The organism is Caballeronia telluris, from assembly GCF_001544495.1.
Lineage (GTDB): Bacteria > Pseudomonadota > Gammaproteobacteria > Burkholderiales > Burkholderiaceae > Caballeronia > Caballeronia telluris.
This window is the reverse complement of sequence record NZ_FCNZ02000001.1, coordinates 138136-165123: the sequence shown is the minus strand read 5'-3', so window position 1 is coordinate 165123 and position 26988 is coordinate 138136. Positions and strand designations below refer to the sequence as shown.

Below are 26988 nucleotides of genomic sequence, written 5' to 3'. Positions count from 1 at the left end.
GTTGGCGGTCGAACCCGAAAGCAACGAAAATAGTCGGGCTTCATGAGGCTGTCCTTCGCTATTCAAATATCTTAAGGCAACGCTAAAGAAGTATCGAATGTTCGGGGGCAGCTACGTAGCCATAAGGCTTCGCGGGGCGCAAAAAAGGCTAATCAGCGTTGCCCTAAACACACTCAGATGGTGAGCACGCGACAAACGTCGAGCAACGCGACGCCAGCGTGAAGTGACGTGCGCGCTGCGATGCCGCTCTTCGTTGCCGCCCATGTTATCGCACGGAATACCGGCCAGCGGACGGGTTCCCGCACTGGCGACGTGTCAGGGGCTAACCTGCAGCAACAGAACATGCACACCATTCTCGTGATCGGCGGTTACGGCTTTTTTGGCGAACGCATCTGCAACGCTCTCGCACAGACCGCGGGTATCCGCCTGCTGATCGGCGGGCGCAACGCCACACGAGCCAGAGCGGTCGCTGAAGGGCTCGGCTTGCAGTCCTCGCAGGGCATCGCCATCGACGCCCGTGCGACGGATCTCATGCAGCGCTTTCTCAAACTCGGGGTCGACTCGGTGATTCATACGGCCGGTCCTTTTCAAAACCAGGACTATGCGGTGGCCCGTGCGGCGATCGCGGCCGGCGCGAACTACATCGATCTGGCGGATGGCCGCGATTTCGTCGCCGGCATCGAACAACTGGATACCGCGGCTCGCGAACGCCGCGTCTTCGTGACAAGCGGCGCGAGCTCGCTGCCAGCGTTATCGTCAGCCGTGGTCGATCGTTACCTGAGCCGGTTCTCCCGTCTCGATTCCATTCGTCACGGCATTGGTTCCGGTGCGCGATCCCCTGGGCTTGCCACGATGCAAGGCGTGTTCGGGTATTGCGGCAGACCGTTTTGCCGGTTGGTCGAGGGGCACTGGCAAACCACACGTGGCTGGCTCGATTTACAGCGCTACCCGTTCCCTGAGCCAGTCGGCAAGCGCTTCCTCGGCAGTTGCGATGTACCCGATCTGGTCCTGTTCCCCCGTCGGTATCCCGGTGTGCGCACCGTGACGTTCCATGCCGGCTTCGCGAGCGCTCCCGGGCACCTCTTCGTGTGGGCGGCCTCGCAATTGGTGCGCCTCGGCCTGCTCTCCAGCATCCTGCCGCTCGCAGGACCTTTACATGCGATAAGCCGCTGGCTGGAGCCATTCGTCAGCGACAAAGGGGCGATGTTCGTCTCGCTGGAAGGGCTCGGTCTTGACGGCAAACCACAAAAACTCGATTGGCATCTCGTCGCCGCAAAAAACCACGGCCCGCACATTCCGTGCGGGGCGGCCATTGCTCTCGCACAGAAACTGGCGCGAGGGGAGGCGTTGCCCCATGGCGCTATGCCGTGCGTTGGCCTGCTGACTGTTGAAGACTACCTCGCCGCGCTGCGGAGATTCGATATCCACGAAATGCCCGCATGAACGCCTATCTCGTCCTCAAATGCATTCACATCCTCAGTTCGACCGTGCTGTTCGGCACCGGAATCGGCATCGCATTCTTCAAGTGGGTGACTGACCGCAGCGGGGACGTCAGGGCAATCCGCATCGTGACGGAACGCACGGTGCTGGCCGACTGGATGTTCACGACCCCCGCCGTCATCCTGCAACCGCTCACCGGCCTGGGCCTTGTCTATCCTGCTGGCTATCCAATGTTTAGCGGATGGATCTTCTACGCGATCTGCCTGTACCTGCTCGCAGCGTGCTGCTGGCTTCCGGTCGTGTGGCTGCAAGTACGGATGCGCGATATGGCGCGGATCGCCGATACCGAACACACCGCGCTCCCGCGCCAGTACTGGCGATATGCGCGCGTCTGGTTCTGGCTTGGCGTTCCGGCCTTTATTGCGCTCGTCGGAGTGTATTGGCTAATGGTGTTCAAACCCACCCCATGAATTCGCCACGCAACACGTCGAGCGCGCCGACGCGGGTCGAAACGGTCGATGAACAGATCAAGAGTCCTGAGCATGATCCAAACTCGAACGATTCTGGGAAAAATCTCGTTCGACTTTATTGGGCCATGCGGATAACAATGGCTTTCATATGGGCGGCATGGACCGCGTTCGCTTCATGGTTCGTCTATCCGCGCGCGGAATCGCTGGACTGGCTGCGGCGGGTCGGATTGACGCACGGGGCCGCTTCAGCGTTTCTGGCTGCGTGCGTTTTCGATCTAGCCATGGGGGTGATGTCATGCTTCTTTCCCTCAAGAAGAATCTGGCGATTGCAGTTCGTCGTGGTCGTCTTCTACTCGATCGTCATCGCCGTGTGGATTCCGTCATTCCTTTTTCATCCGTTCGGTCCTTTGACAAAGAATATGGCGGTGCTTTGCTGCCTCGCCTATCTCGTCATGATGGAGGGTTCATTGAACCGGACAACGGTAAAGGAGCGAGGCCGTGCCAGCCGACCGTCGCGGTGACTCGACTTGCCCTTCGCCTTGCCACCTTGTTTTGATCTTAACAATTATTCGTTGATGCATCTCCGTCCGAAATCGATACTCCTCAAGCTCCTTATTACGCTTGCCATAGTGTGGCTTCTCGCTGCGATACTCATCTGCGTGCGCAGCCTGAGTATCCCCTATGACAAGGCCGATGTTGCGGTAGTCTTTGGCAATGCACTCGAAGACAACGGCACTCCCAAGCCGATCCTGATGGCGCGCCTCGACACCGCAGTGCAATGCTATCGAACGGGATATTGCTCGACTCTTTTTGTGAGCAGCAGTATCGACGGCCCGGGTCTGAATGAAGCAACAGCCATGGAGGCTTATCTGCTGGCGCACGGCGTTCCGGCGAACCGGATCGTCGTTGACGATCAAGGCATCAACACGCTCGCCACGGCACGACATGCCGCCAGATATATGCAGGCACACCAGGTATCGCGCGTGATGCTGATCAGCCAGTATTACCACCTTGTGAGAGCGCAGCTTGCGTTCGCGCGGACAGGTGCGCAGACGGTGTATGGAACATTACCGCGCTCGTTTCGCGTGCGTGACCTGTATTCAAGCTGGAGAGAGGTGCCGGCCTTTGCCGTGTACAGCTTGCGCCTGTCTCTCGATCCCGATGCGAAGCCGGTTTTATTCAGGCCCATGCTGTTTTTGTTCAGCCTATTCTCTGGATCGCATTAGGGCAGCACGCTGGATTGATATCGTCGCCGCGCCAGACTGTCATCACGCGGCGCTCATCGCACAGAGCCACCACAGCGTCGTATTCGCATAATTTCACGTCGCATTCGATGTATGTCAAATTTCTTTTAGTGCGAACTTGCGATTAACAAAGCCAAATAAAATGCCGCAGCGCAAGCGGCCCATTTCGGTAAAACAATGCGTGGTACGACGCTGTGATGTTTAGTTAAGCTGACGACGCGCACGAACATCAAACAAACATCAGATGGTCAAACCACCCAAAAACATCCTGCTTCTGAGCATCAGCGCGGGGGCCGGTCATACGCGTGCTGCCGAAGCCGTTCGTGCCTTTGCGGCCATCCACCCGACAGGTATCGAAGCCACCCATCTGGACGTCATGGATTTCGTGCCGCCCACATTCCGCAAAATCTACACGGACTTCTATCTCGCGCTCGTGAGTTCGCAGCCGGCGCTTTGGAGTTACCTGTACCAAAGAACTGACGAGGCCGATCCGGCCGCGCTTTCCCAAAAACTCCGGCGCGCGGTCGAACGGCTCAACTGCCGCGCACTGCTCGCGGAAATCGCGCGTTGTCGGCCGGATGCCATCATCTGCACGCATTTCCTGCCCGCCGAAATCCTCTCGCGCGAAATCCGCAAGGCACGACTCGACATCCCGGTATGGGTGTAGGTCACCGACTTCGATCTCCACCGTCTGTGGGTTGTGCCGAACCTGCACGGCTACTTTGCCGCGAACGACGAAGTGGCCTGGCGGATGCGCATGCGTGGCCTTCCGCATGACGCTATCCATGTGAGCGGCATTCCGGTCATGCCGGCATTCAGCCAATCCATGGAGCCCCGGCCTGCGCTCGCGCATTCGGCCTCGATCCGCAGCGCCGTACCCTGCTGATGATGTCCGGCGGCGCAGGACTCGGTCCAAAGGACAAGCTGGCAGCGCGCCTTCTCGCCATGGGCGCCGACTTCCAGTTGATCGTGCTCGCCGGCCGCAATGAGGCTTTGCTCGCGGCGCTCGGGAAACTCGCCAGCGATCATCCGGGCCGACTGTTTCCGCACGGCTTCACGCGCGAGGTCGAGCGTCTGATGGCTTGCTCCGATCTTGTCATCACGAAACCCGGCGGCTTGACGACCTCGGAATGTCTCGCGATGAAACAGCCGATGCTGCTCAACTCGCCGATACCAGGGCAAGAAGAGCGCAATGCCGATTTCCTGCTTGAACAAGGCGTGGCCCTTAAGGCAGTCGACGACGACGCACTCGTCTATCGCGTTCGCGCTTTGCTGGATGAACCGGAGCGTCTTGAAGCGATGCGCCGGCGCATTGCGCCGCTCGGCAGACCGCTCGCCGCCCGCTTCGTACTGGATCGCGTGCTTGGCACGGACGCGGCTTCATGACGGTCGCCGACTTCGTGCCGTCATGGCGCACGTTGGTACTGATGGCATGGGTGATACTGCTAGGCTTCTTTTTTGCCAACGTCGAAATCCAGATCGAAGGAAGCGCCGGCTGGGCCGCGAATTTGCCGACGTGGCGTATCGAGAAGCACTGGATGCTCGACCTCTTCTGGGGCGGCCGGCCAATGACGGGCTATCACGCCTGGGTGTTCCCGCTTATCGCGCTGTTCTTTCACCTGCCGCCCATCTTCAATTTTCACTGGTCCTGGCGAATCGAGGCTCGCATCATCGCCTGCACCATGCTCTTCTGGCTCACCGAGGACTTCCTCTGGTTCGTGCTGAATCCCGCGTTCGGGCTCGCCCGCTTCAAGCCCGCCTTCATACCATGGCACATCCATTGGTTCGGCTTCGCCCCTATCGACTACTGGACCATGAGCGCCGCGGCAATCGTGCTTTTTTTCGTTTCGCGCGATCGCGTCCACGCTTACAGGACACCGAGTCATGGCTGTGAATAATCTGTTTCGCCTCACGCCGTCGCTCTTCCGGAGCGCGAAGCTGTCGAGAAGGGACGTGCCCCATTTGCGGCAACTCGGCATACGCAAGGTAATCAGTTTTCGCGCATTCCATTCCGATCGTCGCATTCTCGCCGGCACCGGAATCTCAGCGCAACGCATTCCCATCAACACATGGAATATCTGCGACAAGGAAGTGCTGGCGGCGCTACATGCGTTGCGCCACGCGGAATGCGATGGTCCGGTCTTGATCCATTGTCAGCACGGCGCGGATCGCACCGGGCTGATTTGCGCGCTTTATCGCATCGTTTACCAGGATTGGAGCAAGGACGCCGCGTTCGATGAGCTGCTCAACGGCGGCTTCGGGTTCCATGCCATCTGGAAAAACATTCTGCATTACCTGAAGCAAGTCGATGTTGAGTCCTTGCGGCAGCAGGTTGGCCGCACGCCAGTAACACACTATTGCGAAGCCGGCGAGCCTTCGTTTTGACGGCCCGGTCGCAATGCGACCGGGCCAAGGAAAGCAACGAAAAGGCCGGTAGTGGCTAGTGCGAATGCCGCGGCACCTCGGCGCCCCGACATCCGACCAGAAAATCGAAATCGCATCCCTGATCGGCTTGCAGCACGTGCTCGACATACAGCTTCCGATACCCGCTCGCATCCTCGGGCACGGCCGTCTGCGATGCCGCCCAGTCGGCGAGACGCGCGCTCAGTTCCGCATCGCTCACGTCCAGATGCACCGTGCCGCCGAGACAATCGAGTTCGATCCAGTCGCCTTCCCTGACCACGGCGAGCGGCCCGCCCGCGCGCGCTTCCGGCGCGACGTGCAGCACCACCGTGCCGTAAGCCGTGCCGCTCATGCGCGCATCCGAGATCCGCACCATGTCCGTCACGCCTTGCGCAAGCAGCTTCGGCGGCAAGCCCATGTTGCCGACTTCCGCCATCCCCGGATAACCCTTCGGTCCGCAATTCTTCAGCACGAGAACGGAGTTCGCATCGACGTCCAGTTCGGGATCGGCGATGCGCGCCTTGTAGTCGTCGAAATTTTCGAATACGACCGCGCGGCCGCGATGCTTCAAAAGCGCGGGCGTCGCCGCCGACGGCTTCACCACCGCGCCGTTCGGCGCGAGATTGCCGCGCACGATGCACAGGCCGCCATCGTCGACGAGCGGCTTGTCGAGCGGACGAATCACTTCTTCATCGTGGATCGGCGCTTCCTTCACGTTCTCCCAGAGCGACTGGCCGTTCGCCGTCAGCGCGTCCGGATGCGGAATCAGCCCCGCCTCGCCGAGCCGCCGGATCACGCCCGGCAAACCGCCCGCGTAATAAAACTCTTCCATCAGGAAGCGCCCGGACGGCTGAAGATCGACGAGCGTCGGCGTGCCTCGGCCGATGCGCGTCCAGTCGTCGAGTTCGAGATTCACGCCGATGCGCCCCGCGATCGCCTTCAAGTGAATCGCCGCATTCGTCGATCCGCCGATCGCCGCGTTCACGCGGATCGCGTTCTCGAACGCCTCGCGCGTCAGCAGTTTCGAGAGCCGCAAATCTTCCAGCGCCATCTCGACGATCCGCATCCCCGACATGTGCGCGAGCACGTAGCGACGTGAGTCGACGGCAGGAATCGCGGCGTTGTGCGGCAGCGTGACGCCGAGCGCTTCGGCCATGCACGCCATCGTGGACGCCGTGCCCATCGTGTTGCAGGTGCCCGCCGAGCGCGACATGCCCGCTTCCGCCGACATGAATTCGTGCAGCGTGATCTTGCCCGCCTTCACCTGCTCGCTCAGTTGCCAGACGACCGTGCCCGAGCCGATGTCGCGGCCCTTGTGCTTGCCGTTCAGCATCGGACCGCCGCTCACGACGATCGCGGGCACGTCGCAACTGGCCGCGCCCATCAGAAGCGCGGGCGTGGTCTTGTCGCAGCCGACCAGCAGCACGACGGCATCGACGGGATTGCCGCGAATCGATTCCTCGACGTCCATGCTCGCGAGATTGCGCGTGAACATCGCGGTCGGGCGCAGGTTCGATTCGCCGTTGGAGAACACCGGAAACTCGACCGGAAAGCCGCCGGCTTCCGACACGCCGCGCTTGACGTGCTCGGCGAGTTTGCGGAAATGCGCGTTGCACGGCGTGAGTTCCGACCACGTATTGCAGATGCCGATAATCGGCTTTCCCTGGAACTCGTGGTCCGGGATGCCCTGGTTTTTCATCCAGCTTCGGTACATGAAGCCGTTCTTGTCGGCCGTGCCGAACCAGCGGGCGGAGCGGAGAGGGCGTTTTTCGTCACTGGACATGCGGAGTTCCGTCTATCGTTTGGTGGAGTTTCAAGTGCTTTCCTTCGGTGTCAGCGATTCAGCGGCGTTGTTCTCGACATCGGTCGACAGCGGCGCGCGGCGCGGTCGTTTGGCGCCGGCGCGCTCGCCCGTCATCGTGCCGTTCGACCTGCGGCGCCCGGCGTGCCGTTCGATGAGCCGCTGCAACAGGCAGAACGCGCAGAGCAACGCGCCAATCACGATGCGCGTCCACCACGAACTGAGCGTGCCGTCGAAGGTAATCAGCGTCTGAATCGTGCCGAGGATGCCGACGCCGAACAGCGTGCCGACGACATAGCCTACGCCGCCCGTCAAAAGCGTGCCGCCGATCACGGTGGCCGCGATGGCGTCGAGTTCCATGCCTTGTCCCTGCAAGCCGTAGCCCGAGAGCACGTAGAGCGTGAACACGACGCCGCCGAGCGCCGAGCAGAATCCCGAGAGCGCGTAGACGCCGACCTTGGTGCGCGCGACCGGCAGGCCCATCAGCACCGCGGATCGCTCGTTGCCGCCGATCGCGTAGACGTTGCGCCCGAAGCGCGTGTAATGCGCGACGAACACCGCGGCGGCGAGCACCGCAATGGCGACGAGCGCGCCGGTCGTGAGCGACGCCCCGCCGAGGTCGAGATGGAACGCGGAGAGCGCGCGGAACGTCGGATTGCTGATCGTGATCGACTGCGTCGTAATGAGAAAGCACGCGCCGCGCGCGAGGAACATGCCGGCCAGCGTCACGATGAACGGCTGCAGGCGGAAAAAGTGGATCAGCGCGCCCATCGCGGCGCCGTAGAGCGCGCCGAACGCGAGCACGAGCGGCAGGATGATCCACACGGGCCAGTGGAACCGTTCGGTGAAGAGGGCGCAGAGGATCGTCGTCAGCGCGACGACCGAGCCGACCGACAGGTCGATCCCGCCCGACACGATCACGAACGTCATGCCGATCGCGACGATCAGCAAAAACGCGTTGTCGATCAGAAGGCCGGCGAACACTTGCAGCGAGAAGAATCCGGTGTACATCACGGAGCCGAAGGCGAGCAGCGCCGCGAACAGCGCGATGGTCACGACGATGGGCAGCGTGCGCGGATCGATGAGCTTGTTCACTGCGCGCCCTCCGTCAATGTCCTTTTGGCCGCGACCGGGAACGCGCGCCGCACCTGCCGTGCGATGAACGCGCGCGCGCTCGCCGACTGGATCACGCTCACCATCAGCACGACCGCCGCCTTGACGACGAGCGTCGCTTCGGGCGGCACGCCGATGGAGTAGGTCGTGTAGGTCAGCGTCTGGATGATGAGCGCGCCCAGCACCGTGCCCGCGAGGCTAAACCGGCCGCCGAGCAGCGACGTGCCGCCGAGCGTCACGGCGAGAATCGCGTCGAGTTCGAGCAGCAGGCCGGCGTTGTTGCCGTCGGCGCTGCGCACGTTCGAACTCGCCAGGATTCCCGCGATCGCCGCCGTCAGCCCGGAGAACGTGTACACGCCGAAGACGATCGCGCTCGAACGCAGCCCGGCGAGGCGCGTTGCGACCGGATTGATGCCGATCGCGCGGATAAAGAGCCCGAGCGCGGTGCGGTTCATGAGGAGCGTCGTCACCGCGATGGCCGCCGCCGCGATCCACATCGAGCACGGAATCAGGGCCAGATAGCCGCCGCCGAGAAAGAGATAGTCGCGCGCGCCGATCGGAATGATCTGGCCGCCCGTCAGCAATTGCGCGACGCCGCGTCCGGCCACCATCAGAATCAGCGTCGCGATGATCGGCTGCATGCCGACGATCGCGACCAGCAAGCCGTTCCACATGCCGGCGAGCAAGCCGGCGGCGAGCGCGGCTGCGATCGCCATGCCGACTTGCGACGGATCGGCGGCGAGGATGCTGGCCGCGGCCGCCCCGGCAATCGCGACCACCGCGCCGACCGAGATGTCGATGCCGCGCGTGGCGATCACGAGCGTCATGCCGAGCGACACCAGCACGAGCGGCGCCGCGCGGTTCAGGATGTCGATGGGCGCGCCGAACAGATGGCCGTCGAGGACGGAAATCGAGAGGAACGCCGGGTTGTGCGAGAGATCGAGCAGCACGAGCAGCACGAGCGTCACGCACGGCCACACGAGCGGATGGGCTGCGAGCCGTTTCATCGCTGTTCTCCCGCAATGAGTCGATACACCTGATCCTCCGACGCCTCGTTGCCCGCGACTTCGGCGACCTTGCGCCGGTCGCGCAGCACCGCGATCCGATGGCTCACGCGCACGACTTCGCTCACTTCCGACGAGATGAACAGAATGCCGAGTCCCTTCGCGCAGAGCGCCAGCATGCGATCCATGATTTCGAACTTCGCGCCGATGTCGATGCCGCGCGTGGGTTCGTCGAGGATCAGCATTTTCGGCTGGATCATGAGCCAGCGCGCGAGCAGCGCCTTCTGCTGGTTGCCGCCCGACAGGAGTCCGATCGGCTGTTCGGCGTCGCGCGCCTTGATGCCGAGCTGCTTGATGCAATCGTCGGCCATTTCGCGCTGTTTCGCGCGGCGGATCGGACGCCACCAGCCGCGCCGCGCCTGCAACGCGAGAATGATGTTTTCGCGAATCGACAGATCCGCAATGATCCCTTCCTTCTTGCGGTCTTCCGGGCAATAACCGATGCCGTGGCGCACCGCGTCGCGCGGCGAACGAAGCCGCGTTTCCTTGCCGCCGACCGTCATCGTGCCGGCATCCGGACGCTCGGCGCCGAACAAAAGCCGCGCGGTCTCCGTGCGGCCCGAGCCGAGCAGGCCCGCGAGGCCGAGTATCTGGCCGGGCTGAACGTCGATGTCGACGGGATTCATCAGGCCGCGCCGTCCGACGCCGTGCATTTCGAGAAACGGCGGCACCGCCGATTTTTCCGCAGGCTGCTCCGATTCGGCGCGCTTCAGCCGTTCGGTCATCCGTTCATGGCCGACCATCTTCGCGACGAGCAACTCGACCGGCAGGTCCTTCGCCAGATATTCGCCTTCGCGCTCGCCGTTGCGCATGATCGTGATGCGATCCGAGATGGCGTAGGTCTGTTCGAGAAAATGCGTGACGAACAAGATCGCGATGCCCGACTGCTTCAGCTTGCGCAGCACGGTGAAGAGCCGCGCGACTTCGCCGTCGTCGAGACTGGACGTGGGTTCGTCGAGGATCAGCACGCGCGCGTCCACCGACACCGCGCGCGCGATCGCCACCATCTGCTGCACGGCGATCGGGTAGGTATCGAGCGACTTGGTGACGTCGAGCGAGACGTTCAGCTCGGCCAGCGCGGCCTCGGCGCGCGCGTGAATCGTTTTCCAGTCGATCGCGCCGCGCCGCTTCGGATGACGCCCGGCGAACACGTTCTCCGCGACCGAGAGATTCGTGCACAGGTTCACTTCCTGATACAGCGTGCGGATGCCGGCGGCTTCGGCCTCGAGCGGCGTCGCGAAACTGACTGGCTTGCCGGCCAGGCGGATTTCGCCCGCGTCGTGTTCGTGAACGCCGGTCAGGAGGTTGATGAGCGTCGATTTGCCCGCGCCGTTCTGGCCCATCAGCGTGTGGATCTCGCCGGGAAAGAGGCGGAAATCGACGGCGTTCAGCGCCTTCACGCCGGGGAAGGTCTTCGACAATCCGATGGTTTCAAGCAGTGCAGCGCCGCTCATGTGCGAGTTCCGCGTGGGAAGAAGCAGGACGAAGGCGCCCGCCGCGCGCGGCGGCGGGCTTGGGCTTGGGCAGGCGCTCAGTACTTGCGCTGCGGCAAGGTCTGGGCGGCGACGCTCATCGGGAAGATCGTCTCTTCCGTGACGATGCGCTTCGGCAACGGCTTGCCCGCGACCACGTCCTTCACGGCGCTCATCAGCTGCGGCCCGAGCAGCGGGCTGCATTCGACGTCCACGTTGATCTTGCCCGCGACCATCGCTTCGAATCCGCCTTTGGTGGCGTCGAACGAGACGACCGTGATGTCCTTGCCCGGCTTCATGCCGGCTTCTTCCATCGCCTGGATCGCGCCGAGCGCCATGTCGTCGTTATGCGCATAAACCACGTTGATCTGCTTGCCGTAGGTCTTGGCGAAGGCTTCCATCACCTGCTTGCCGCCCGCGAGCGTGAAGTCGCCGCTTTGCGACGCGATTACCTTGAACTTCGGATCGTTCTTGATGACTTCGAGCAGACCCGCGCGGCGGTCGTTCGCCGGCGCCGAGCCGACCGTGCCCTGCAATTCGACGATGTTGATCGGGCCCGGATCGTTCTTATAGTGATCTTCGAGCCACTTGCCGCCGCGTCGGCCTTCTTCGAGGAAGTCCGAGCCGATCATCGTCACGTAAAGCGATTTGTCCTTCACGTCGATGTTGCGGTCGGTCAGGATCACCGGAATCTTCGCGTTCTTCGCTTCGATCAGGATCGGCTCCCAGCCGGTTTCGACGACCGGCGAGAACGCGATCACATCGACTTTCTGCGCGATATACGAGCGGATCGCCTTGATCTGGTTTTCCTGCTTTTGCTGGGCGTCGGAGAATTTGAGATTGATGCCGGCCTGCTGCGCCGCGCTTTTCACCGAGACGGTGTTCGCGGTGCGCCAGGCGCTTTCCGCGCCGACCTGGGCGAAGCCCAGCGTGATTTTCTTCTCGTCGGCGTGGGCGCTGAGGCCGGTCGTGAGGATCAGCGTGGAACAGAGAAGCGTACCGAGAACTGCCCGTCGATTGGATTTCATTGTCGTCTCCTGTCGACCAGCGTTGGCCTTTTTTTGCGCCGACTCTGGTCCATGTGTTTTTGTGGTCATCGGTTGAGGGTACGGGGTCGACCCTGCTCGCAAGCGTAGACCTCGGTCTCATGACGGTCCAATCCATTTTTTCTTATCGGCGATACCGATTTTGGTATGGGATGCGGGGTGCGCGGCCGCGCCGAATGGGATTCGGCGGGAGAACGGAAGGGGCGGCAGAAACAAAAACGCCGCCCGAAGGCGGCGTTCTTGCGCGACGAGCGTTACTCCGTCTCGTCCTTGAGGCTCGGCAGCGCCGACGCCTCGCCGGTCTTCAACAGACCGACCTGCGAGTAGATGCGCAGTTTGTCGCGCGTATCGGTGATGTCGAGATTGCGCATCGTGAGTTGCCCGATGCGGTCGCGCGGCGAGAACGTCGACGCGACCTTTTCCATCGACAGCCGTTCCGGCTGATACGTCAGGTTCGGCGATTTGGTCGAATGAATCGAATAATCGTTGCCGCGGCGCAGTTCGATCGTCACTTCGCCGGTCACGGCACGAGCGACCCAGCGCTGGGCGGTTTCGCGCAGCATGATGGCCTGCGGATCGAACCAGCGTCCCTGATACAGCAGGCGGCCGAGGCGCCGGCCGTTTTCGCGGTATTGCTCGATCGTGTCTTCGTTGTGGATGCCCGTCACGAGCCGCTCGTACGCGATGTAGAGCAGCGCGAGTCCCGGCGCTTCATAGATGCCGCGGCTCTTCGCCTCGATGATGCGGTTCTCGATCTGGTCGCTCATGCCGAGGCCGTGGCGCCCGCCGATGCGGTTCGCTTCCAGCAGCAGTTCGACGGAATCCGCGAATTCCACGCCGTTGAGCGCGACCGGACGGCCTTCCTCGAAGCGGACCGTCACCGTTTCGCGGGCGATCTGCACGTCGTCGCGCCAGAACGCCACGCCCATGATCGGATTGACGATCTGCATGCCGCTTTCGAGACTTTCGAGGTCTTTCGCCTCGTGCGTCGCGCCGAGCAGGTTCGAATCGGTCGAATAGGCCTTTTCCGCCGACATCTTGTACGCGAAACCCGCCTTACTCATGAATTCCGACATTTCCGCGCGGCCGCCGAGTTCGTCGATGAACGTCTGGTCGAGCCACGGCTTGTAGATCTTGAGATCCGGGTTCACCAAAAGGCCGTAGCGGTAGAAGCGCTCGATGTCGTTGCCTTTATAGGTGCTGCCGTCGCCCCAGATGTTGACGCCGTCCTGCTTCATCGCCGCGACGAGCATCGTGCCGGTGACCGCGCGGCCGATGGGCGTCGTGTTGAAGTAGGTGACGCCGGCCGTCGAGATGTGGAACGCGCCGCATTGCAGCGCCGCGATGCCCTCGGCGACGAGCTGCGCGCGGCAGTCGATCAGCCGCGCGCCTTCGGCGCCGTATTCGGTCGCGCGACGCGGAATCTGTTCGTAGTCGTCCTCGTCCGGCTGGCCGAGGTTGGCGGTGTAGGCATAGGGAACCGCGCCCTTGATGCGCATCCAGTGGAGCGCGGCGCTGGTGTCGAGACCGCCGGAGAACGCGATGCCGACCTTCTGGCCGGTCGGAAGACTTTCAAGAATCGTGGTCATGTAGATGCCGCCAAATCGTGGTGAAAGATCGAAAAACCCAAATTATGACGGATTGTCGGCGGCGTGGGCTGTTGGAGCGCGTCGGGAGCGCGTTTGGTCTTGGCGCGAAGGGGGCGATTATGTGACGCGAACGCGTGGCGTTTAGTGAAACCCGCTCGTGACTCCTTCCCCAAAATCCAAAATTTACCGATCGTCGAATTGACACCTAACTGAGCACCGTTTCGACGATTTGAAACGAAAGTAAGCCGTGCATAATGCCTCAGGTGTACCGGGTCGGTTAAATGGGAAGCAGAAGCGAGTCCGTTTCCGGCCACGTGTGGACGCCTATCTGAATCGATCAATGCAATTGTCCGTTTTCGGCTGACAAAACCCGTTTCGATCGTCCGTCCCGCGTTCCTCTTCAACGCTGACCGCGCGTCAGCCGCCGCGATGTGGCCCGCTTTAGGATTCAAGGAATGAAACCGGCAAAAAATTCGTTCTGGTCCAGATATGGACGTTACGTGACGCTTGGCGTGACCGCCTCGGCTTTGGTCGGCGTCCTCACTTTCGCGCTCTGGCGCCACGAAGAGCGCAGCGCGAAACTCGATTCGGCGCTCGACGGCGTCGCGAGCCAGATGCGCACCGACACCGCGCTCTGGACGCGTCAGGAGAAAGACGCATCCGAGATGCTGCGCGACATCCGCACGCAGGACGTGACGGCCATCGGCGTGAGCCCCAACGCGATCCTCGTCTCGACGCGCGCGGGCGCGAAGTATTTCGTCACCGATCACAACGGCGCGTTCTCGAACGCGCTCCTGCTCGGTGAAATGAAAGTCGATGCGCGTCCGCCGTATCAGCTCGTCTGGCTGCCGGATGCGAACATCCGTTCGGACGCCGCGCTCTGGATGGATACCTTCGACCGCACGCGCGACGTGCTCGGGCTCGTGTTGCCGCTGCTCCTGATCGGCGGCATGGTCTGGTTCATGCGCCGCGAGATGACGGGCGGCGCGAAGCTGCTCGGCGAAGCGCCGACGCTCTCGTTCCAGGACGTCATCGGCGCGGGCGAAGCGAAAGCCGCGCTCTCCGACATCCAGGCGTATCTCTCCAACGCGAAGCAGTTCACCGGCATGGGCGTGCGCGCGCCGTGCGGCGTGCTGATGGTCGGCGGCCCGGGCGTCGGCAAGACGCGGCTTGCGCAGGCGCTCGCCGGCGAATGCGGCGCGAATTTCATCTCCATCACCGGCAGCTATTTCAGCGCGAAGTACTACGGCGTTGGCGTCCAGAAGGTGAAGCACCTGTTCGAACTCGCCCGCAAGAATGCGCCGACCGTCATTTTCATCGACGAAGCGGACGGCCTCGCCAAACGCACGGACACGGGCAACGGCCCGGCGGAAGCGGAGAGCAACCGCGTGATCAACCAGTTGCTGGCGGAGATGGACGGCTTCGAGTCGAACGAGGGCGTGATCATCGTCGCGGCGACCAACCATCCGGACAACATCGACGAAGCGCTGCGCCGTCCGGGCCGTTTCGATCGCACGGTGCACGTGCGCCTGCCCGATCTCGACGACCGCGCCGAAATCTTCCGTTTCTATGCCGACAAGCTGAAATCGAAAGCCGACGACGTCGATTTCCACCAGCTCGCGCGCCTCTCGACGGGGCTGTCGCCCGCGACGCTTTCCATGATCGTCAATCAGGCCGGGCTCGTCGCGCGCAAGGCGGGCGAGAGCACGGTGGCGGCGAAGCATTTCCTGGAAGCGATCAAGATCGCCCGGATCGGCGATGTGAGCGGCGCCGAACGCGCGCTGAACGAGGACGAGCGCACGCGGATCGCGGTCCACGAGGCGGGTCACGGGCTCGTCGCCGCGCTGCTCGGCACGGGCGTGCTCGAAGAAGTGACGATCCTGCCGCGCGGCGGCGCGCTGGGCGTCGCGCTCATCACGAAGATGCAGGACAAGCACCTGTATCGCGAAACCGAAATGCGCAACGAAATCCAGGTGCTGCTCGGCGGCCGGAACGCCGAACTGCTGACGTTCTCGGAAGCGTCGAGCGGGGCCGCGCAGGATTTGCAGGAGGCGTCGCGGATCAGCCTCGACATGGTGTCGAAGTTCGGCTTCAACGCCGACGGCAATCTCTTCAGCCTGGCCGCGCTGCCGCCCCAGTATGCCGGCCTGCAAATGAAGGCGGCCATCGAGCACGCCAACATCCTGCTCAAGGATCTGAACGAGGCCTGCCAGGCGCTTTTGCGCGACAACGAGCCGGTGCTGCGCGCCATCGCGGAACGCCTGCTGGAATCGGAAACGGTGCCGGGCGAGATCGTCTACCGGCTGATCGACGAGCACAAGGTGCGCAAGGACGGCCTGCATCTCGCGCAGGAAGAGCGCGTAGCGGCGTAAGAAGCGGCGGCGGGCCTAGCTCGCCGTCGATTCGTGCGCGCGCCGCAGCCGTTCGCGGCTGTTGCTCAGATGCATGCGCATCGCGGCGCGGGCGTCGTCGGCGTCTTGCCGGAGGATCGCCTGATAGATCAGCCGATGCTCGTTGAGCACGTTGCGCAGCCGTTCGATCTGATCCAGTTGCGCGATTTCGGCCTTGCCGAGCCGCGTGCGCGGGCTCACGCCGGGTCCCATCTGGCTCAGCACGTCGAAGAAATAGCGGTTGCCGCTCGCGCGCGCGATTTGCAGATGAAATTCGACGTCGTGGGCGAGCGTGTCGGTGCTCCCGTTCGCCAGCTCCGCCTCGAAGCGGCCGAGCGCCTGCGCGATCTGCTTCAGATGCTGGTCGGTGCGGCGCTGCGCGGCGAGCGCGGCCGCCGCGGCCTCCAGATCGATCCGGAATTCGATGATCGCCATCACGTCGAGCATGCTGGAGAGATCGGCTTCGGGCAGCCGCAGCGCGTCTTCCTTGTCCGCTGGCGCAAGAACGAAGGTGCCGATGCCGTGGCGCGTCGCGACCACATGCGCCGCCTGCAAGCGCGAAACCGCCTCACGGACCACGGAACGGCTCACCGACAGTTCCTTCATGAGCGCCACTTCGGTCGGAATCTTGTCGCCGGGCCGGAGCATGCCGCGCTCGATCTGTTCGCGCAGCATGGTGACGACTTTGTCGGTGAGACTGCTCATGGGCGTGATGTCGAATGCGGTTGAAGGGTGATCGGACGTCGCGGAGGGCGATGGAACGCCCGCCACCGCAGTCGTCCGATGACTCGCAGTCTCGGCGACGGTGCGAGTCGCGTCAAGGCGGGGCGGTGCGCGTTGAATGTGAAAAAAGCGGCCGAGGCCGCTTTTTCGTCTGAAGCGCGAAGCACTCAACCCTTCACGATCTCGCCATCCCGACGACGCCACAACGCGAGCGGATTGGCATCGGCCAGCGCTTCGGGCAGCAGGTCGGCCGGGAAATCCTGATAGCACACCGGACGCAGGAAGCGTTCGATCGACGTCGTGCCGACCGAGGTCACGCGGCTGTCCGACGTCGCCGGGAACGGGCCGCCGTGAACCATCGCGTGCGACACCTCGACGCCCGTCGGGAAACCGTTCACGAGAATCCGTCCGGCCTTGCGTTCGAGCACCGGTACGAGTTTCTTCGCGGCCGGCAGGTCGTCGCGGTCCATCTGGATCGTCGCCGTCAACTGGCCGACGAAATGCTCGGCGACCCGCGCCAGTTCCTGTTCGTCCTTGCAGCGCACGATGGTCGACGCCGGTCCGAACACCTCGTCTTCCAGTTCGGCCTTCGTGAGGAACGTCGCGGCGTCGGTGACGAAGAGCGCGGCGCAAGCCTGCGTCGGACCGCTCGCGGCCTGCCCGTGCGCGACCGCTTCGACGCCCGCGGTGCCCGCGAGGCGGCTCTCGCCTTGCCCGTACGCCGCGTGGATGCCCGGCGTGAGCATCGTCTGCGCGGGTTTTGCGCTCAGTGCCGCCGATGCCGCCTCGACAAACTTCACGAGGTCCGGTCCGTCGATGGCGATCGCAAGTCCGGGGTTCGTGCAGAACTGCCCGGCGCCGAGCACGAGCGAATCGACGAAACCCTGCGCGATGGCCGCGCCGCGCGTCGCCAGCGCCGTCGGCAACAGGAACACCGGGTTGATGCTGCTCATTTCCGCGTAGACCGGGATCGGCTCGGGGCGGCGTGCCGCGACCTGCATCAGCGACGTGCCGCCTGCGCGCGAACCCGTGAAGCCGACCGCCTTGATGGCCGGATGCGCGACGAGCGCCTCGCCGACCGTGCGACCCGCGCCGACGATCAGCGAAAACACGCCTTCGGGCAGGTCCATGTCGCGCGCGACCTGCTGGATCACGCGGCCCACCATCTCGGACGTGCCAAGGTGCGCGCTATGCGCCTTTACCACGACGGGACAGCCCGCGGCCAGCGCAGCGGCCGTATCGCCGCCCGCCACCGAAAATGCCAGCGGGAAGTTGCTCGCGCCGAACACGGCGACGGGGCCGAGCGCGATTTTCTGCATGCGCAGGTCCGAACGCGGCAGCGGCTTGCGGTCGGGCAGCGGCGAGTCGAGCGTGGCCGAGAGCCACTGGCCGGCGCGCACGACTTGCGCGAACAGCTTGAGCTGGCCGGTCGTGCGGCCGCGCTCGCCTTCGAGACGCGCCTTCGGCAGGCCGGACTCTTCCTGGGCGCGCTGGATGAGCGCGTCGCCGAGTGCCGCGATGCCGTCGGCGATGCGCTCCAGAAATTCCGCGCGCACCGTGAGCGGCAGGTTGCGGTACGCGTCGAATGCCTTTGCTGCCAGATCGCATGCCGCCGCGACGTTGTCTTGCGTGCCGCTGCCGAAAACCGGCGCGGCGATGTCTTCGCCCGTCGCGGGATTGAACGCGCGCAGGGGTTTGTCGGTGCCGCGCACGGCCTGACGGCCAATCAGCATTTCGCCGGTAATCTGCATTTCGTCTCCTGAATTCGATGGTAACAACATCAGTCATCGTATAACAGGTGACGCGGAGGAGACAAGTGCAATCGGTCTAGGTTTGATGTTCGAACCGGAAACGCCCGCGTCGAACATTCGGACGTCGTACAACCGCGTCGCGGTGACGCCGGGAAGTCATCTGATGTCTCGCCGACAACCGATTCAATAGGCGTTCACCCTTCGTCATCGCGCTGAAATCCTTGTCGGATATGAGGCGCGGACGCCGAGGGTAAACGCGCGATTGGAAAACGGGGAAGGAAAAAGTAGACTGTCGTCAGACAACGTAACACATACGCGGTACGAGTCCAAAACCGTCCACGCCGAAGCGCCGATCGGCTTTTCAACCTGACAGGTACTTTTCCCATGCCCACCACGAACACGATCCAACGCAACGCCACGCCGACCGTCACCGAATTGCGCGTCGTCCCGGTCGCCGGGCGCGACAGCATGCTGATGAACCTCTCGGGCGCGCACGGTCCGTTCTTCACGCGCAACATCGTGATTCTCACGGACAGCGCGGGCAACACGGGCGTCGGCGAAGTGCCGGGCGGCGAGGCGATCAGGAAGACCATCGACGACGCGCGCGCACTCGTCGTCGGCCAGTCGATCGGTAATCTGCAAGCGGTGCTGAATACGGTTCGCACGCAATTCGCCGACCGCGACGCAGGCGGCCGCGGCCTCCAGACGTTCGACCTCCGCACGACCATCCACGCGGTCACGGCGCTCGAAGCGGCGCTGCTCGACCTGCTCGGACAGCATCTTGGCGTGCCCGTCGCGGCGCTGCTCGGCGAGGGGCAGCAGCGCGAGGAAGTCGAGATGCTCGGCTACCTGTTTTACATCGGCGATCGCGGCAAGACCGATTTGCCCTATGCGAGCGGCGCGGACGGCCGCGACGACTGGGAGCGTCTGCGCACCGAGGAAGCGATGACGCCCGAGGCGGTCGTGCGTCTCGCGGAGGCGGCCAAGGCGCGCTACGGCTTCAACGACTTCAAGCTGAAGGGCGGCGTGCTCGCGGGCGATGCGGAAATCGAAGCGGTGACGGCGCTCGCCGAGCGTTTCCCGGACGCGCGCGTGACACTCGATCCGAACGGCGCGTGGTCGCTCGCGGAAGCGATCCGCCTGTGCCGCGACCAGCACGACGTGCTCGCCTACGCGGAAGATCCGTGCGGCGCCGAGAACGGCTATTCGGGCCGCGAAGTGATGGCGGAATTCCGCCGCGCGACCGGCCTGCCGACGGCGACCAACATGATCGCGACGGACTGGCGCCAGATGGGTCACGCGATCCAGTTGCAGTCGGTCGACATTCCTCTCGCCGACCCGCATTTCTGGACGATGCAGGGTTCGGTGCGCGTCGCGCAGATGTGCAACGACTGGGGCCTCACGTGGGGCTCGCATTCGAACAATCACTTCGACATCTCGCTCGCGATGTTCACGCACGTCGCGGCGGCGGCGCCCGGCAAGATCACCGCGATCGACACGCACTGGATCTGGCAGGACGGCCAACGCCTGACGCGCGATCCGCTGCAAATCGTGGGCGGCAAGGTGAAGGTGCCGCAGAAGGCGGGGCTCGGCGTCGAGTTGGATATGGACGAGATCGAGAAAGCGCATGCGCTGTATCAGCAGCATGGGCTCGGCGCGCGCGACGACGGCGTCGCGATGCAATACCTGATCCCGAACTGGAAGTTCGACAACAAGCGCCCGTGTCTCGTGCGATAGAAAGCGAGCCAGCAGCGCGTGCATTCGACGCCCGCCGAGCAATCGGCGGGCGTCGTCGTTTGGGGTCCGGGCGACGTTCAATGTCGTCGAAGTCGCGGTTTCCCAGTTACTGGAACGCGTGCGCAGCCCGGGCAAAAACCCCTTCTGTAATCGGCGCTGAAAGAGTAGTCTCGACGAGATTCAAAACAATCAGCGAACCCATTTCGGAGGAGACACCGATGGAGTTGGAGAACCGCACAATCAGGCACGTCATGATCCGGCTCGTGCCGTTTCTGATCCTTTGCTATTTCGTGGCTTATCTCGATCGCGTCAACGTCGGATTTGCTGCACTGCAGATGAACAAGGCGCTGGCCTTCTCAGCAAGTCAGTTCGGTTTCGGCGCCGGGATTTTCTTCATCGCGTACTTCTTCTTCGAGGTTCCGTCCAACCTGTTGCTCGAACGATTCGGCGCGCGACGCTGGATTGCGCGGATCATGTTCACGTGGGGCATCCTCGCCGCCGCGATGGCGTACATCCCGCAGATTTCGCGATCGATGGGCGTGTCTCCGGCGTATGTGTTCTACGGCTTGCGGGTGCTGCTCGGCGTGGCCGAAGCGGGGTTCTTCCCCGGCATCATCTTCCTGCTGACGCTCTGGTTTCCGGCCGCTTATCGCGGACGGGTCGTCGGGTATTTCATGGCGGCGATTCCACTGTCGACGGTGATCGGTGCGCCGATCTCGGGCGCGCTCCTTCAGATGGACGGCATCGCCGGCATGCAGGGCTGGCAGTGGATGTACCTGATCGAAGCGATGCCCGCGCTGCTGCTCGCCTTCGTGGTGTTCTTCTACCTGACCGACAAGCCCGCCGATGCGCACTGGCTCCCCGCCGACGAACGCGAATGGCTCGTGGCCCGTCAGGCGCACGAGCGCGCGCACCGTGAGTCCGTGCATAGCTTCAGCGTGAAGGAAGCCATCCTGAACCGCCGCGTGCTCGCGATCGCGCTCATCTACTTCGGCGCCAACGCGACCAACTACGGCCTCAGCTTCTTCCTGCCGCAGATCGTCAAGGCGTTCGGCCTGACCAACGTGCAGACGGGGTTCGTCACATCGCTGCCGTATATCGTCGGCGTGATCAGCATGGTGCTCTGGGGACGTCATTCCGACCGCAAGCTCGAACGCAGATGGCACGTCGCCATCGCGCTCCTGGTCGCGGCGGGTGGCATCGCGGCATCGGCGGGGCTCGACAACCCGGTCATGAAGATGATCGCGCTGTCGATCGCCGGTTTCGGCATCTTCGGCTGCCTGCCGGTGATCTGGACGCTGCCCGCTTCGTTCCTCTCGGGCGCGGCGGCGGCGGGCGGGATCGCGGCCATCAATTCGCTCGGCAACCTCGCGGGCTTCTTCGGGCCCTACGCGATGGGCTGGATCAAGGACAGCACCGGCAGCTTCGGCGCGGGCCTTCTGTGTCTGTCGGGCGCGGGGCTGGTCGGCGTGGCGGCCGTGCTGCTGCTGCATCACGATACGGCGCTCGAAAAGGTGTCGAGTCCGCAAGATGGGCGCGCGGCCGAAGGTGGCAGTGCGATGAGTCCCTGAGCGGGTGAGTTGAAGTGAAGGGCGGCGCGCAGCGTGGCGCCGCCTTATTCGTCCAGTTCGTAGCTCGACTGGAATCTCTCGGCTTTTATCGCGTAACCGTCGGTGCCGTCTTCGTTGTTGAAGACGAGGTAGTCGCCGCGTTCGTAATGCGTCTGGCCTTCCTTGGTCGACACCTGTCCCGCGTTTTCGGCGACTTCGGCCCACACCGGCGTGATCTTGCGATACGCGCCGCGATGAACCTCCCGATAGGTCTGCGCAAAAACCTGCGCGTCGACCGTATAGATCTCGCCGTTGTTGTCGACGATCCAGTCGCCCTGCTTGCAGCGCTGCTCGCCGCCCCATTTGCGGAACACGAAGCCGTCCGTCTCCAGCCGCAACGGGACGGCGACGACGAATTGATCCGGTTTGCGGCGATAACGGCGTCGTTCGGACATGGTGACCGTCGGGACGAATCGAAGGTGGATGGGAGAAGCTAGGGTGCATTTACATCCTAGCGCAGATAACCGGGAAGCGTCGCCGCAATCGATTGCGTCTGGGAGCGCGATTTTGGCGTATGGACGCTGCTCAGGAACACTATCGTAGGAAGGCCGGCGAACGCCGCGCACTGGCTCGCGCATCGGCAGGCGAGCAGGGCGACCCAGGAGACGCACATGCCCGCCAAGATCTTCCTCAGCCATACATCGGAATTCGCGCACATCGCGAAGAGCCTGAGAATGTCGATGCTCGCGCTGTGTCCATCGCCGGGACTGATCGACGTGCGCGTGAACGAGGAAATGCCCGGCGGCACGAAGTGGCGCGAGTGGATCAACCTGAACACGCGCGACGCCGACGCCTTCATCTACCTATACCCGAGCGCGGCCGTCGACAACGGCTGGCCCGGCTACGAACTCGCGCGCTTCACGGTCGTCGACGAGAAGACGGTCGTGTCGATCCGCAATCCCGATCTGAAGCTGCCGGGCATGTTCGACCAGTATCAGGGCTACGAGGCCACCGAGGAAAGCATCCTCAAGTTCCTCCGCGATGTCTTCGTCAAGGGCCTGTTCAGCAAAGGCGAGCCGCTTAACGATGAAGTCGGCAACGTCGCCGGGGATTACTACGACACTGCCCGCACGGCGGCCCGCGAACTCGCGGAACTGTTCGCGAACGCGTCGATCAAGCCGCAGTACTACACGCGACGCATCCAGCTCTCGCTCGCCTATGACAGGAACCACAAGCTCGATCCCGCGCAGTCGCAGGTGGAGGGCAACGGCGAGGGCATGAAGCTGATCGGCATGCGGCCCGACGCGACGGTGAGCTGGTCGGCGCTTTCGGCGATGCTGGGCGATTCAGTCGAGTGGCCGGCCGAACTGGAGCGCGAGATTCCGTCGCTTGTTTCGGGCGCGCTGCCGCCGCATCTCTCGCCCTTTGCCAATGAACACGGCATCTTCATTCCGCTGATCTCGAAGAGCGAGGTCGTGCAATCGCTGTTGCGTCGGCTGACCGTGCTGTTCGTCGAGGCGAACAGCCAGAAGCTGCGGCCGATGTTCGAATGGAAGATGCCGGACGCGATGCCCGGCCAACTCGCGACGTTCGTCCTGCTCGTCAGGCTGATCCTGCGGATTCGCTTTGACATCCTGGAGCCGCGCTTTCTGGAGACGAAGTACCGTGCGCCTTCGCGAGACGAGTGCGTTGCGATGTCGGAAACCGTGATCGAGGAATACGACGAGGTGCAGGAGGAGTCGAAGAAGATCGGCATTCCCGGTGTATCGGCGTTCCAGATGCTGTTTGATAGAACGCTCTCCGAGAAGGTGGAGACGGCGACTTCAGAGTACCTCTTGAGAATCCGCGCGTTGCAGGCGTATCCGAAGCAACTCGACGCGCGCGGCGCCGACGCCGATCACGCTGCCATGCTGGCCGAGTTGCTGCAGTCGCTTCGCGAGAACAATGCGCACTGGCTCGCGATCGTGGCGGCGCAGTTCACGCTGCTCGACTGGCGATAGGAAGCGCCTCGCGACCCCGGCTAGTGGAGGGTCAAACGGCCCTCCTTAAAAGCGGCCGGCTCCCTCAACAAGCACGGTTTTGCGGATGTCGTTCAGCTACCAGAATGCCCTTCATCGATCTGCCGATCGATTGACCCCTGGGTTCCTCTGGAGATGATGATGAGCAAATTGACCGATCTGCTTGGACGTGTCGTCATGGTGGCTGCTTGCACTGTCCTGATCTCGAATGTCGCGCAAGCGGAAGATCGCCGCGTCAAACTGATCAACTCGGCGAATGAGGATATCGTGGAGTTCCGCGCGAGCAACGTCAACGACCGCTACTACGGCGAAGACCTGCTTCACCGCTACGTGGTGCATCCCGGCTACTGGATGGTCGTCAATACCGACGACGGCACCGACCGCTGCGTCTATGACTTCAAGACCGTGATGCGCAGCGGGCAGGTGCTCCACGAACATAACGTCAACGTGTGCGTGCTCGAAACCTATCGCGTCACGTCGCGCTGAGCGTATTCATGAACTCCACGATTTCGCTTGGCCGCCGGCAGGCAGTCTTAGGCGTTGCGTTCAGAAGAAAAACGCAGCACCGCCAAACCCGCTCGCGACGCCAATGCGAAACGCCTCGCTTTCCCCGCTTGCTTGTCTTGCTCGCTCAGCCCAGCGTGAACCGGTCGCGCGTCGTCACATAGTCGCTCGCGCCAAAGCGACCCACAGGAAAGTAGTGCTGAAGCCGCACGCGCCAAGTCTCGACGTCGATCAATTCATCGCGTGCATGCAGCCGGTGCACCTTGCCGATGAAGATGTGCCGGCTCGTCGTTTCCAGCGTCTCCCATAGCGTGCATTCGAACGCGACCGGCGCTTCCGCGATGCGCGGCGGCGCGACGCGCGAGCTTGCCACCGGCGTCAGTCCGACCGAGGCCAGTTCGCTCACGTTCGGCGGGAAGCGCTCGCCGCATTCGATGCATCTTCTCCGCGATCGCCTCGTCGGACAGATGCACGACGAACTCGCCCGTGCGCGCGACGTGGTGCTGCCGCTTTCGAAGACCGGGATCGTGATCGGCTCGATCTTCGTCATCACGATCGTGATGGGCGACTTCCTCACGGTCGGCGTGATGGGCGGCCAGCAGATCGCATCGGTCGGCAAGATCATCCAGGTGCAGACGGGCTATCTGCAGTTTCCCGCGGCGGCGGCCAATGCGGTGGTGTTGCTCGCGGTCGTGCTGATGATCGTGTGGGCGCTGACGCGCGTCGTCGACATTCGAAAGGAGCTTTGACATGGCGGCGCGCGCGCTCAGGCATCACCGCGAGCATCGGCCGGCGAGCTTTTACTGGCTCGCGCTCGTGTTCGGGCTCTTCGTGCTGTTTCTTTATGGTCCCGTCATCACGATCTTCATTCTGTCGTTTCAGGGCCCCGAAGGCGGTCTGACGTTTCCGATGCGCGGCGTGTCGCTGCACTGGTTCGAGGCGCTGCGCAACGGCGTCGGCGATATCGACATCTGGGGTGCGTTCTGGCGTTCGGTCCGGCTCGCGCTCGCGGTGACCGTGCTGACGGTGCTGTTCTCGGTCGCGGCGGGGCTGGCGTTCAGGCGGCGCTTTCGCGGCGATACCGCCGTGTTCTATGTGTCGGTGGCGAGTCTCATCATGCCTTCGATCATCGTGTCGCTCGGGATCGGGCTGACGTTCCGGCTGCTGGACAACGGCATCAAGTATCTCGCCCCGGCCTGCGGATTCGAGTCGTTTGCCGACAGCTATACGGCGTCGATGGGGCTCTTCACCTCGGCACTCGGCGCGCATCTCACGTGGACGCTGCCGTTCGGGCTGCTCGTGATGTTCGCGGTGTTCAACCGCTTCAATCCGGCTTACGAGGAAGCGTCGCGCGATCTTGGAAGCACGCCGTGGCAGACGTTCAGGCACGTCGTGTTGCCGATCATCGGGCCTTCAGTCATCGGCGTCGGGATGTTCGGGTTCACGCTGTCATGGGACGAGATCGCGCGGACCTCGCAGGCCATCGGCGAGCAGAACACGCTGCCGCTGGAACTTCAGGGGCTGACGACGTCCGTCACCACGCCCGTGATCTACGCGCTCGGGACGATGACGACGGTGTTGTCGCTGACCGTGATGGTCGGATGTTTGCTGGCGGTGAGGTGGCTGGCGAAGAGGCGAGTGGCCGCCATACGCTAGGATCGCGCGCCCACGATCGCCCCCATCAACATCCTCGCCCCCGGCGACAGCGGCGCGTCGCGCCGCGTCACCAGCTCATATGCCTCGCTCTGCGACGACAGTTTCAGCGGCAGCGTGCACGCAACCCCATGCTCCGTGCAAAAACGCGCGACGTCGACCGAAACCAGCGCGACCAGCGCCGCATTCTTTTGCAATAGCGAAAGCGTCGCGAACGCCGACGTCGTCTCCAGCAGATGCGCGGGAAACCGCAGCCCGGCATCGTGGAATTCGCGTTCGAGCAACACGCGCATCGGCATGTTCGCGCGATACACGATCCACCGGTAACGCGCGAGATCGCCGAGCGAAAGACGGCGGCGCCGCGCGAGCGGATGCGCCGTGTTCGCGATGACCGCGAGGGTCTCGTCCTGCACGAACACGCTGTCGTACAGATAGGGCGCCGGGCTCACACTGGTGCGGCAAACGGCGAGGTCGAGCCGCCCGGCATCGATCAGGCTGAGCAGCGTGGCGCTCGTGTCCTCGACGATCTCCACCGACATCTCCGGCTGTTCCTCCATCACGGCGGTGATCGCGTCCGTCAGGAGCGGCACGGCGCCCATGATGACGCCGACCGAGACCCGACCGCCCGCGCCGCGCATGATGCCGACGATCTCCTCGCGCAGATGCGCGAGATCGGTATGGATGAGGCGCGCGTAGCGAAGCGCGCAATGACCGGCCGCGTTGGGTTCGAGTCCGCGATTCGTGCGCACGAAGAGCGGCGTGCCGAAGGTCGTTTCGATCTCGTGCAGCGCCTTGCTCGCGCCGGGCTGCGTCAGGGCGAGCTGCTTGGCGGCGCCGAGCAGCGAGCCATGTTCTCCGAGCGCGATCAGAAGCCGCAGTTGCTTGACATGCAATCGGGAGATGATCGAATTGAGCGTGGGTGTCATGCGGAATGCGGCCTGAAGCGCCTGCCTTGAGAGAAAGTTATAACGGTATCAAAAGTCGTCAGTATCGGGGCGTCTGTTTGCTCACTATACTGGG

General features: G+C 63.4%; 22 protein-coding genes and 3 pseudogenes. 14 read left to right on the top strand and 11 right to left on the bottom strand.

Features of this window, described 5'->3' with window-relative positions:
- Nucleotides 1-342 precede the first annotated feature (342 nt).
- From AWB66_RS00735 to AWB66_RS00705, 7 genes and pseudogenes are all read left to right on the top strand, one after another.
- The gene (locus AWB66_RS00735) at nucleotides 343-1443 is read left to right on the top strand and encodes a saccharopine dehydrogenase family protein (protein WP_087628764.1); all 1101 of its coding nucleotides are present in this window, start codon (nucleotides 343-345) and stop codon (nucleotides 1441-1443) included.
- Nucleotides 1440-1910 (top strand): DUF2269 family protein, encoded by a 471-nt coding sequence (locus AWB66_RS00730; RefSeq protein WP_087628341.1) that lies wholly within the window; start codon nucleotides 1440-1442, stop codon nucleotides 1908-1910. Before AWB66_RS00735 ends, AWB66_RS00730 begins: the two co-directional genes overlap by 4 nt.
- Nucleotides 1907-2431, top strand: a complete 525-nt coding sequence (locus AWB66_RS00725; protein ID WP_087628340.1) for a DoxX-like family protein — start codon at nucleotides 1907-1909, stop codon at nucleotides 2429-2431. The genes AWB66_RS00730 and AWB66_RS00725 overlap by 4 nt, the downstream gene beginning before the upstream one ends.
- A gap of 54 nt (nucleotides 2432-2485) precedes the next feature.
- A complete protein-coding gene (locus AWB66_RS00720) occupies nucleotides 2486-3136 on the top strand; it encodes a YdcF family protein (protein ID WP_087628339.1) in 651 nt (216 codons plus the stop codon).
- A 262-nt stretch (nucleotides 3137-3398) separates the two neighbouring features.
- Nucleotides 3399-4540: pseudogene (locus AWB66_RS00715) on the top strand (MGDG synthase family glycosyltransferase).
- A complete protein-coding gene (locus AWB66_RS00710; protein ID WP_087628338.1) occupies nucleotides 4537-5052 on the top strand; it encodes a hypothetical protein in 516 nt (171 codons plus the stop codon). The pseudogene AWB66_RS00715 and the gene AWB66_RS00710 overlap by 4 nt, the downstream one beginning before the upstream one ends.
- A complete protein-coding gene (locus AWB66_RS00705; protein WP_087628337.1) occupies nucleotides 5039-5539 on the top strand; it encodes a dual specificity protein phosphatase family protein in 501 nt (166 codons plus the stop codon). The genes AWB66_RS00710 and AWB66_RS00705 overlap by 14 nt, the downstream gene beginning before the upstream one ends.
- A 55-nt stretch (nucleotides 5540-5594) precedes the next feature.
- Here the strand turns inward: AWB66_RS00705 and AWB66_RS00700 are convergent, their stop codons facing one another.
- The 6 genes from AWB66_RS00700 to argG all read right to left on the bottom strand — a co-directional run bounded on the left by AWB66_RS00700 (nucleotide 5595) and on the right by argG (nucleotide 13642).
- Complete coding sequence (locus tag AWB66_RS00700; RefSeq protein WP_087628336.1) at nucleotides 5595-7340, bottom strand: IlvD/Edd family dehydratase; 1746 nt, start codon at nucleotides 7338-7340, stop codon at nucleotides 5595-5597.
- Nucleotides 7341-7370: 30 nt separating this feature from the next.
- Complete coding sequence (gene yjfF, locus AWB66_RS00695; protein WP_407642241.1) at nucleotides 7371-8453, bottom strand: galactofuranose ABC transporter, permease protein YjfF; 1083 nt, start codon at nucleotides 8451-8453, stop codon at nucleotides 7371-7373.
- A complete protein-coding gene (locus tag AWB66_RS00690; RefSeq protein ID WP_087628334.1) occupies nucleotides 8450-9478 on the bottom strand; it encodes an ABC transporter permease in 1029 nt (342 codons plus the stop codon). Before AWB66_RS00690 ends, yjfF begins: the two co-directional genes overlap by 4 nt.
- Nucleotides 9475-10989, bottom strand: coding sequence for a sugar ABC transporter ATP-binding protein (locus AWB66_RS00685; protein ID WP_087628333.1), 1515 nt, complete (start codon nucleotides 10987-10989; stop codon nucleotides 9475-9477). The genes AWB66_RS00690 and AWB66_RS00685 overlap by 4 nt, the downstream gene beginning before the upstream one ends.
- Before the next feature lie 77 nt (nucleotides 10990-11066).
- Entirely contained in the window at nucleotides 11067-12035 is a 969-nt protein-coding gene (locus tag AWB66_RS00680; RefSeq protein WP_087628332.1) for an ABC transporter substrate-binding protein, read from the bottom strand.
- Nucleotides 12036-12307: 272 nt separating this feature from the next.
- Nucleotides 12308-13642: an argininosuccinate synthase gene (argG, locus tag AWB66_RS00675; RefSeq protein ID WP_087628331.1), complete on the bottom strand. Its 1335-nt coding sequence runs from the start codon at nucleotides 13640-13642 to the stop codon at nucleotides 12308-12310.
- A 455-nt stretch (nucleotides 13643-14097) separates the two neighbouring features.
- Here argG and AWB66_RS00670 point away from each other — a divergent pair, with 455 nt between their 5' ends.
- On the top strand, nucleotides 14098-16014 hold the full coding sequence (locus AWB66_RS00670) for an AAA family ATPase (protein ID WP_087628330.1): 1917 nt from the start codon (nucleotides 14098-14100) through the stop codon (nucleotides 16012-16014).
- Nucleotides 16015-16029: 15 nt separating this feature from the next.
- Here the strand turns inward: AWB66_RS00670 and AWB66_RS00665 are convergent, their stop codons facing one another.
- Nucleotides 16030-16737: a FadR/GntR family transcriptional regulator gene (locus AWB66_RS00665; protein ID WP_087628329.1), complete on the bottom strand. Its 708-nt coding sequence runs from the start codon at nucleotides 16735-16737 to the stop codon at nucleotides 16030-16032.
- A 185-nt stretch (nucleotides 16738-16922) separates the two neighbouring features.
- On the bottom strand, nucleotides 16923-18506 hold the full coding sequence (locus AWB66_RS00660; RefSeq protein ID WP_087628328.1) for an aldehyde dehydrogenase (NADP(+)): 1584 nt from the start codon (nucleotides 18504-18506) through the stop codon (nucleotides 16923-16925).
- A gap of 384 nt (nucleotides 18507-18890) precedes the next feature.
- Here AWB66_RS00660 and gudD point away from each other — a divergent pair, with 384 nt between their 5' ends.
- Nucleotides 18891-20243, top strand: a complete 1353-nt coding sequence (gene gudD / locus AWB66_RS00655; protein ID WP_087628327.1) for a glucarate dehydratase — start codon at nucleotides 18891-18893, stop codon at nucleotides 20241-20243.
- Nucleotides 20244-20461: 218 nt separating this feature from the next.
- Complete coding sequence (locus AWB66_RS00650; RefSeq protein WP_087628326.1) at nucleotides 20462-21814, top strand: MFS transporter; 1353 nt, start codon at nucleotides 20462-20464, stop codon at nucleotides 21812-21814.
- Between the two features lie 44 nt (nucleotides 21815-21858).
- On the opposite strand, the gene AWB66_RS00645 is transcribed toward AWB66_RS00650, so the two are convergent.
- Nucleotides 21859-22248 (bottom strand): hypothetical protein, encoded by a 390-nt coding sequence (locus AWB66_RS00645; RefSeq protein ID WP_087628325.1) that lies wholly within the window; start codon nucleotides 22246-22248, stop codon nucleotides 21859-21861.
- A gap of 216 nt (nucleotides 22249-22464) precedes the next feature.
- Here AWB66_RS00645 and AWB66_RS00640 point away from each other — a divergent pair, with 216 nt between their 5' ends.
- Nucleotides 22465-23793: a TIR domain-containing protein gene (locus tag AWB66_RS00640; RefSeq protein WP_087628324.1), complete on the top strand. Its 1329-nt coding sequence runs from the start codon at nucleotides 22465-22467 to the stop codon at nucleotides 23791-23793.
- 159 nt (nucleotides 23794-23952) lie between these two features.
- Complete coding sequence (locus AWB66_RS00635) at nucleotides 23953-24297, top strand: hypothetical protein (protein WP_125469625.1); 345 nt, start codon at nucleotides 23953-23955, stop codon at nucleotides 24295-24297.
- Between the two features lie 145 nt (nucleotides 24298-24442).
- On the opposite strand, the pseudogene AWB66_RS00630 reads toward AWB66_RS00635, so the two are convergent.
- Nucleotides 24443-24809: pseudogene (locus tag AWB66_RS00630) on the bottom strand (flavin reductase family protein); the annotation flags it as partial.
- Between AWB66_RS00630 and AWB66_RS34180 the strand changes: the two are divergent.
- Nucleotides 24807-25064, top strand: a pseudogene (locus AWB66_RS34180) (ABC transporter permease); the annotation flags it as partial. The pseudogenes AWB66_RS00630 and AWB66_RS34180 sit on opposite strands and share 3 nt — an antisense overlap.
- 1 nt (nucleotide 25065) lies before the next feature.
- Complete coding sequence (locus tag AWB66_RS00625; protein ID WP_087628322.1) at nucleotides 25066-25971, top strand: ABC transporter permease; 906 nt, start codon at nucleotides 25066-25068, stop codon at nucleotides 25969-25971.
- Here AWB66_RS00625 and AWB66_RS00620 read toward each other — a convergent pair.
- Nucleotides 25968-26894, bottom strand: a complete 927-nt coding sequence (locus AWB66_RS00620) for a LysR family transcriptional regulator (protein ID WP_087628321.1) — start codon at nucleotides 26892-26894, stop codon at nucleotides 25968-25970. The genes AWB66_RS00625 and AWB66_RS00620 overlap by 4 nt on opposite strands.
- Nucleotides 26895-26988: the final 94 nt, after the last annotated feature.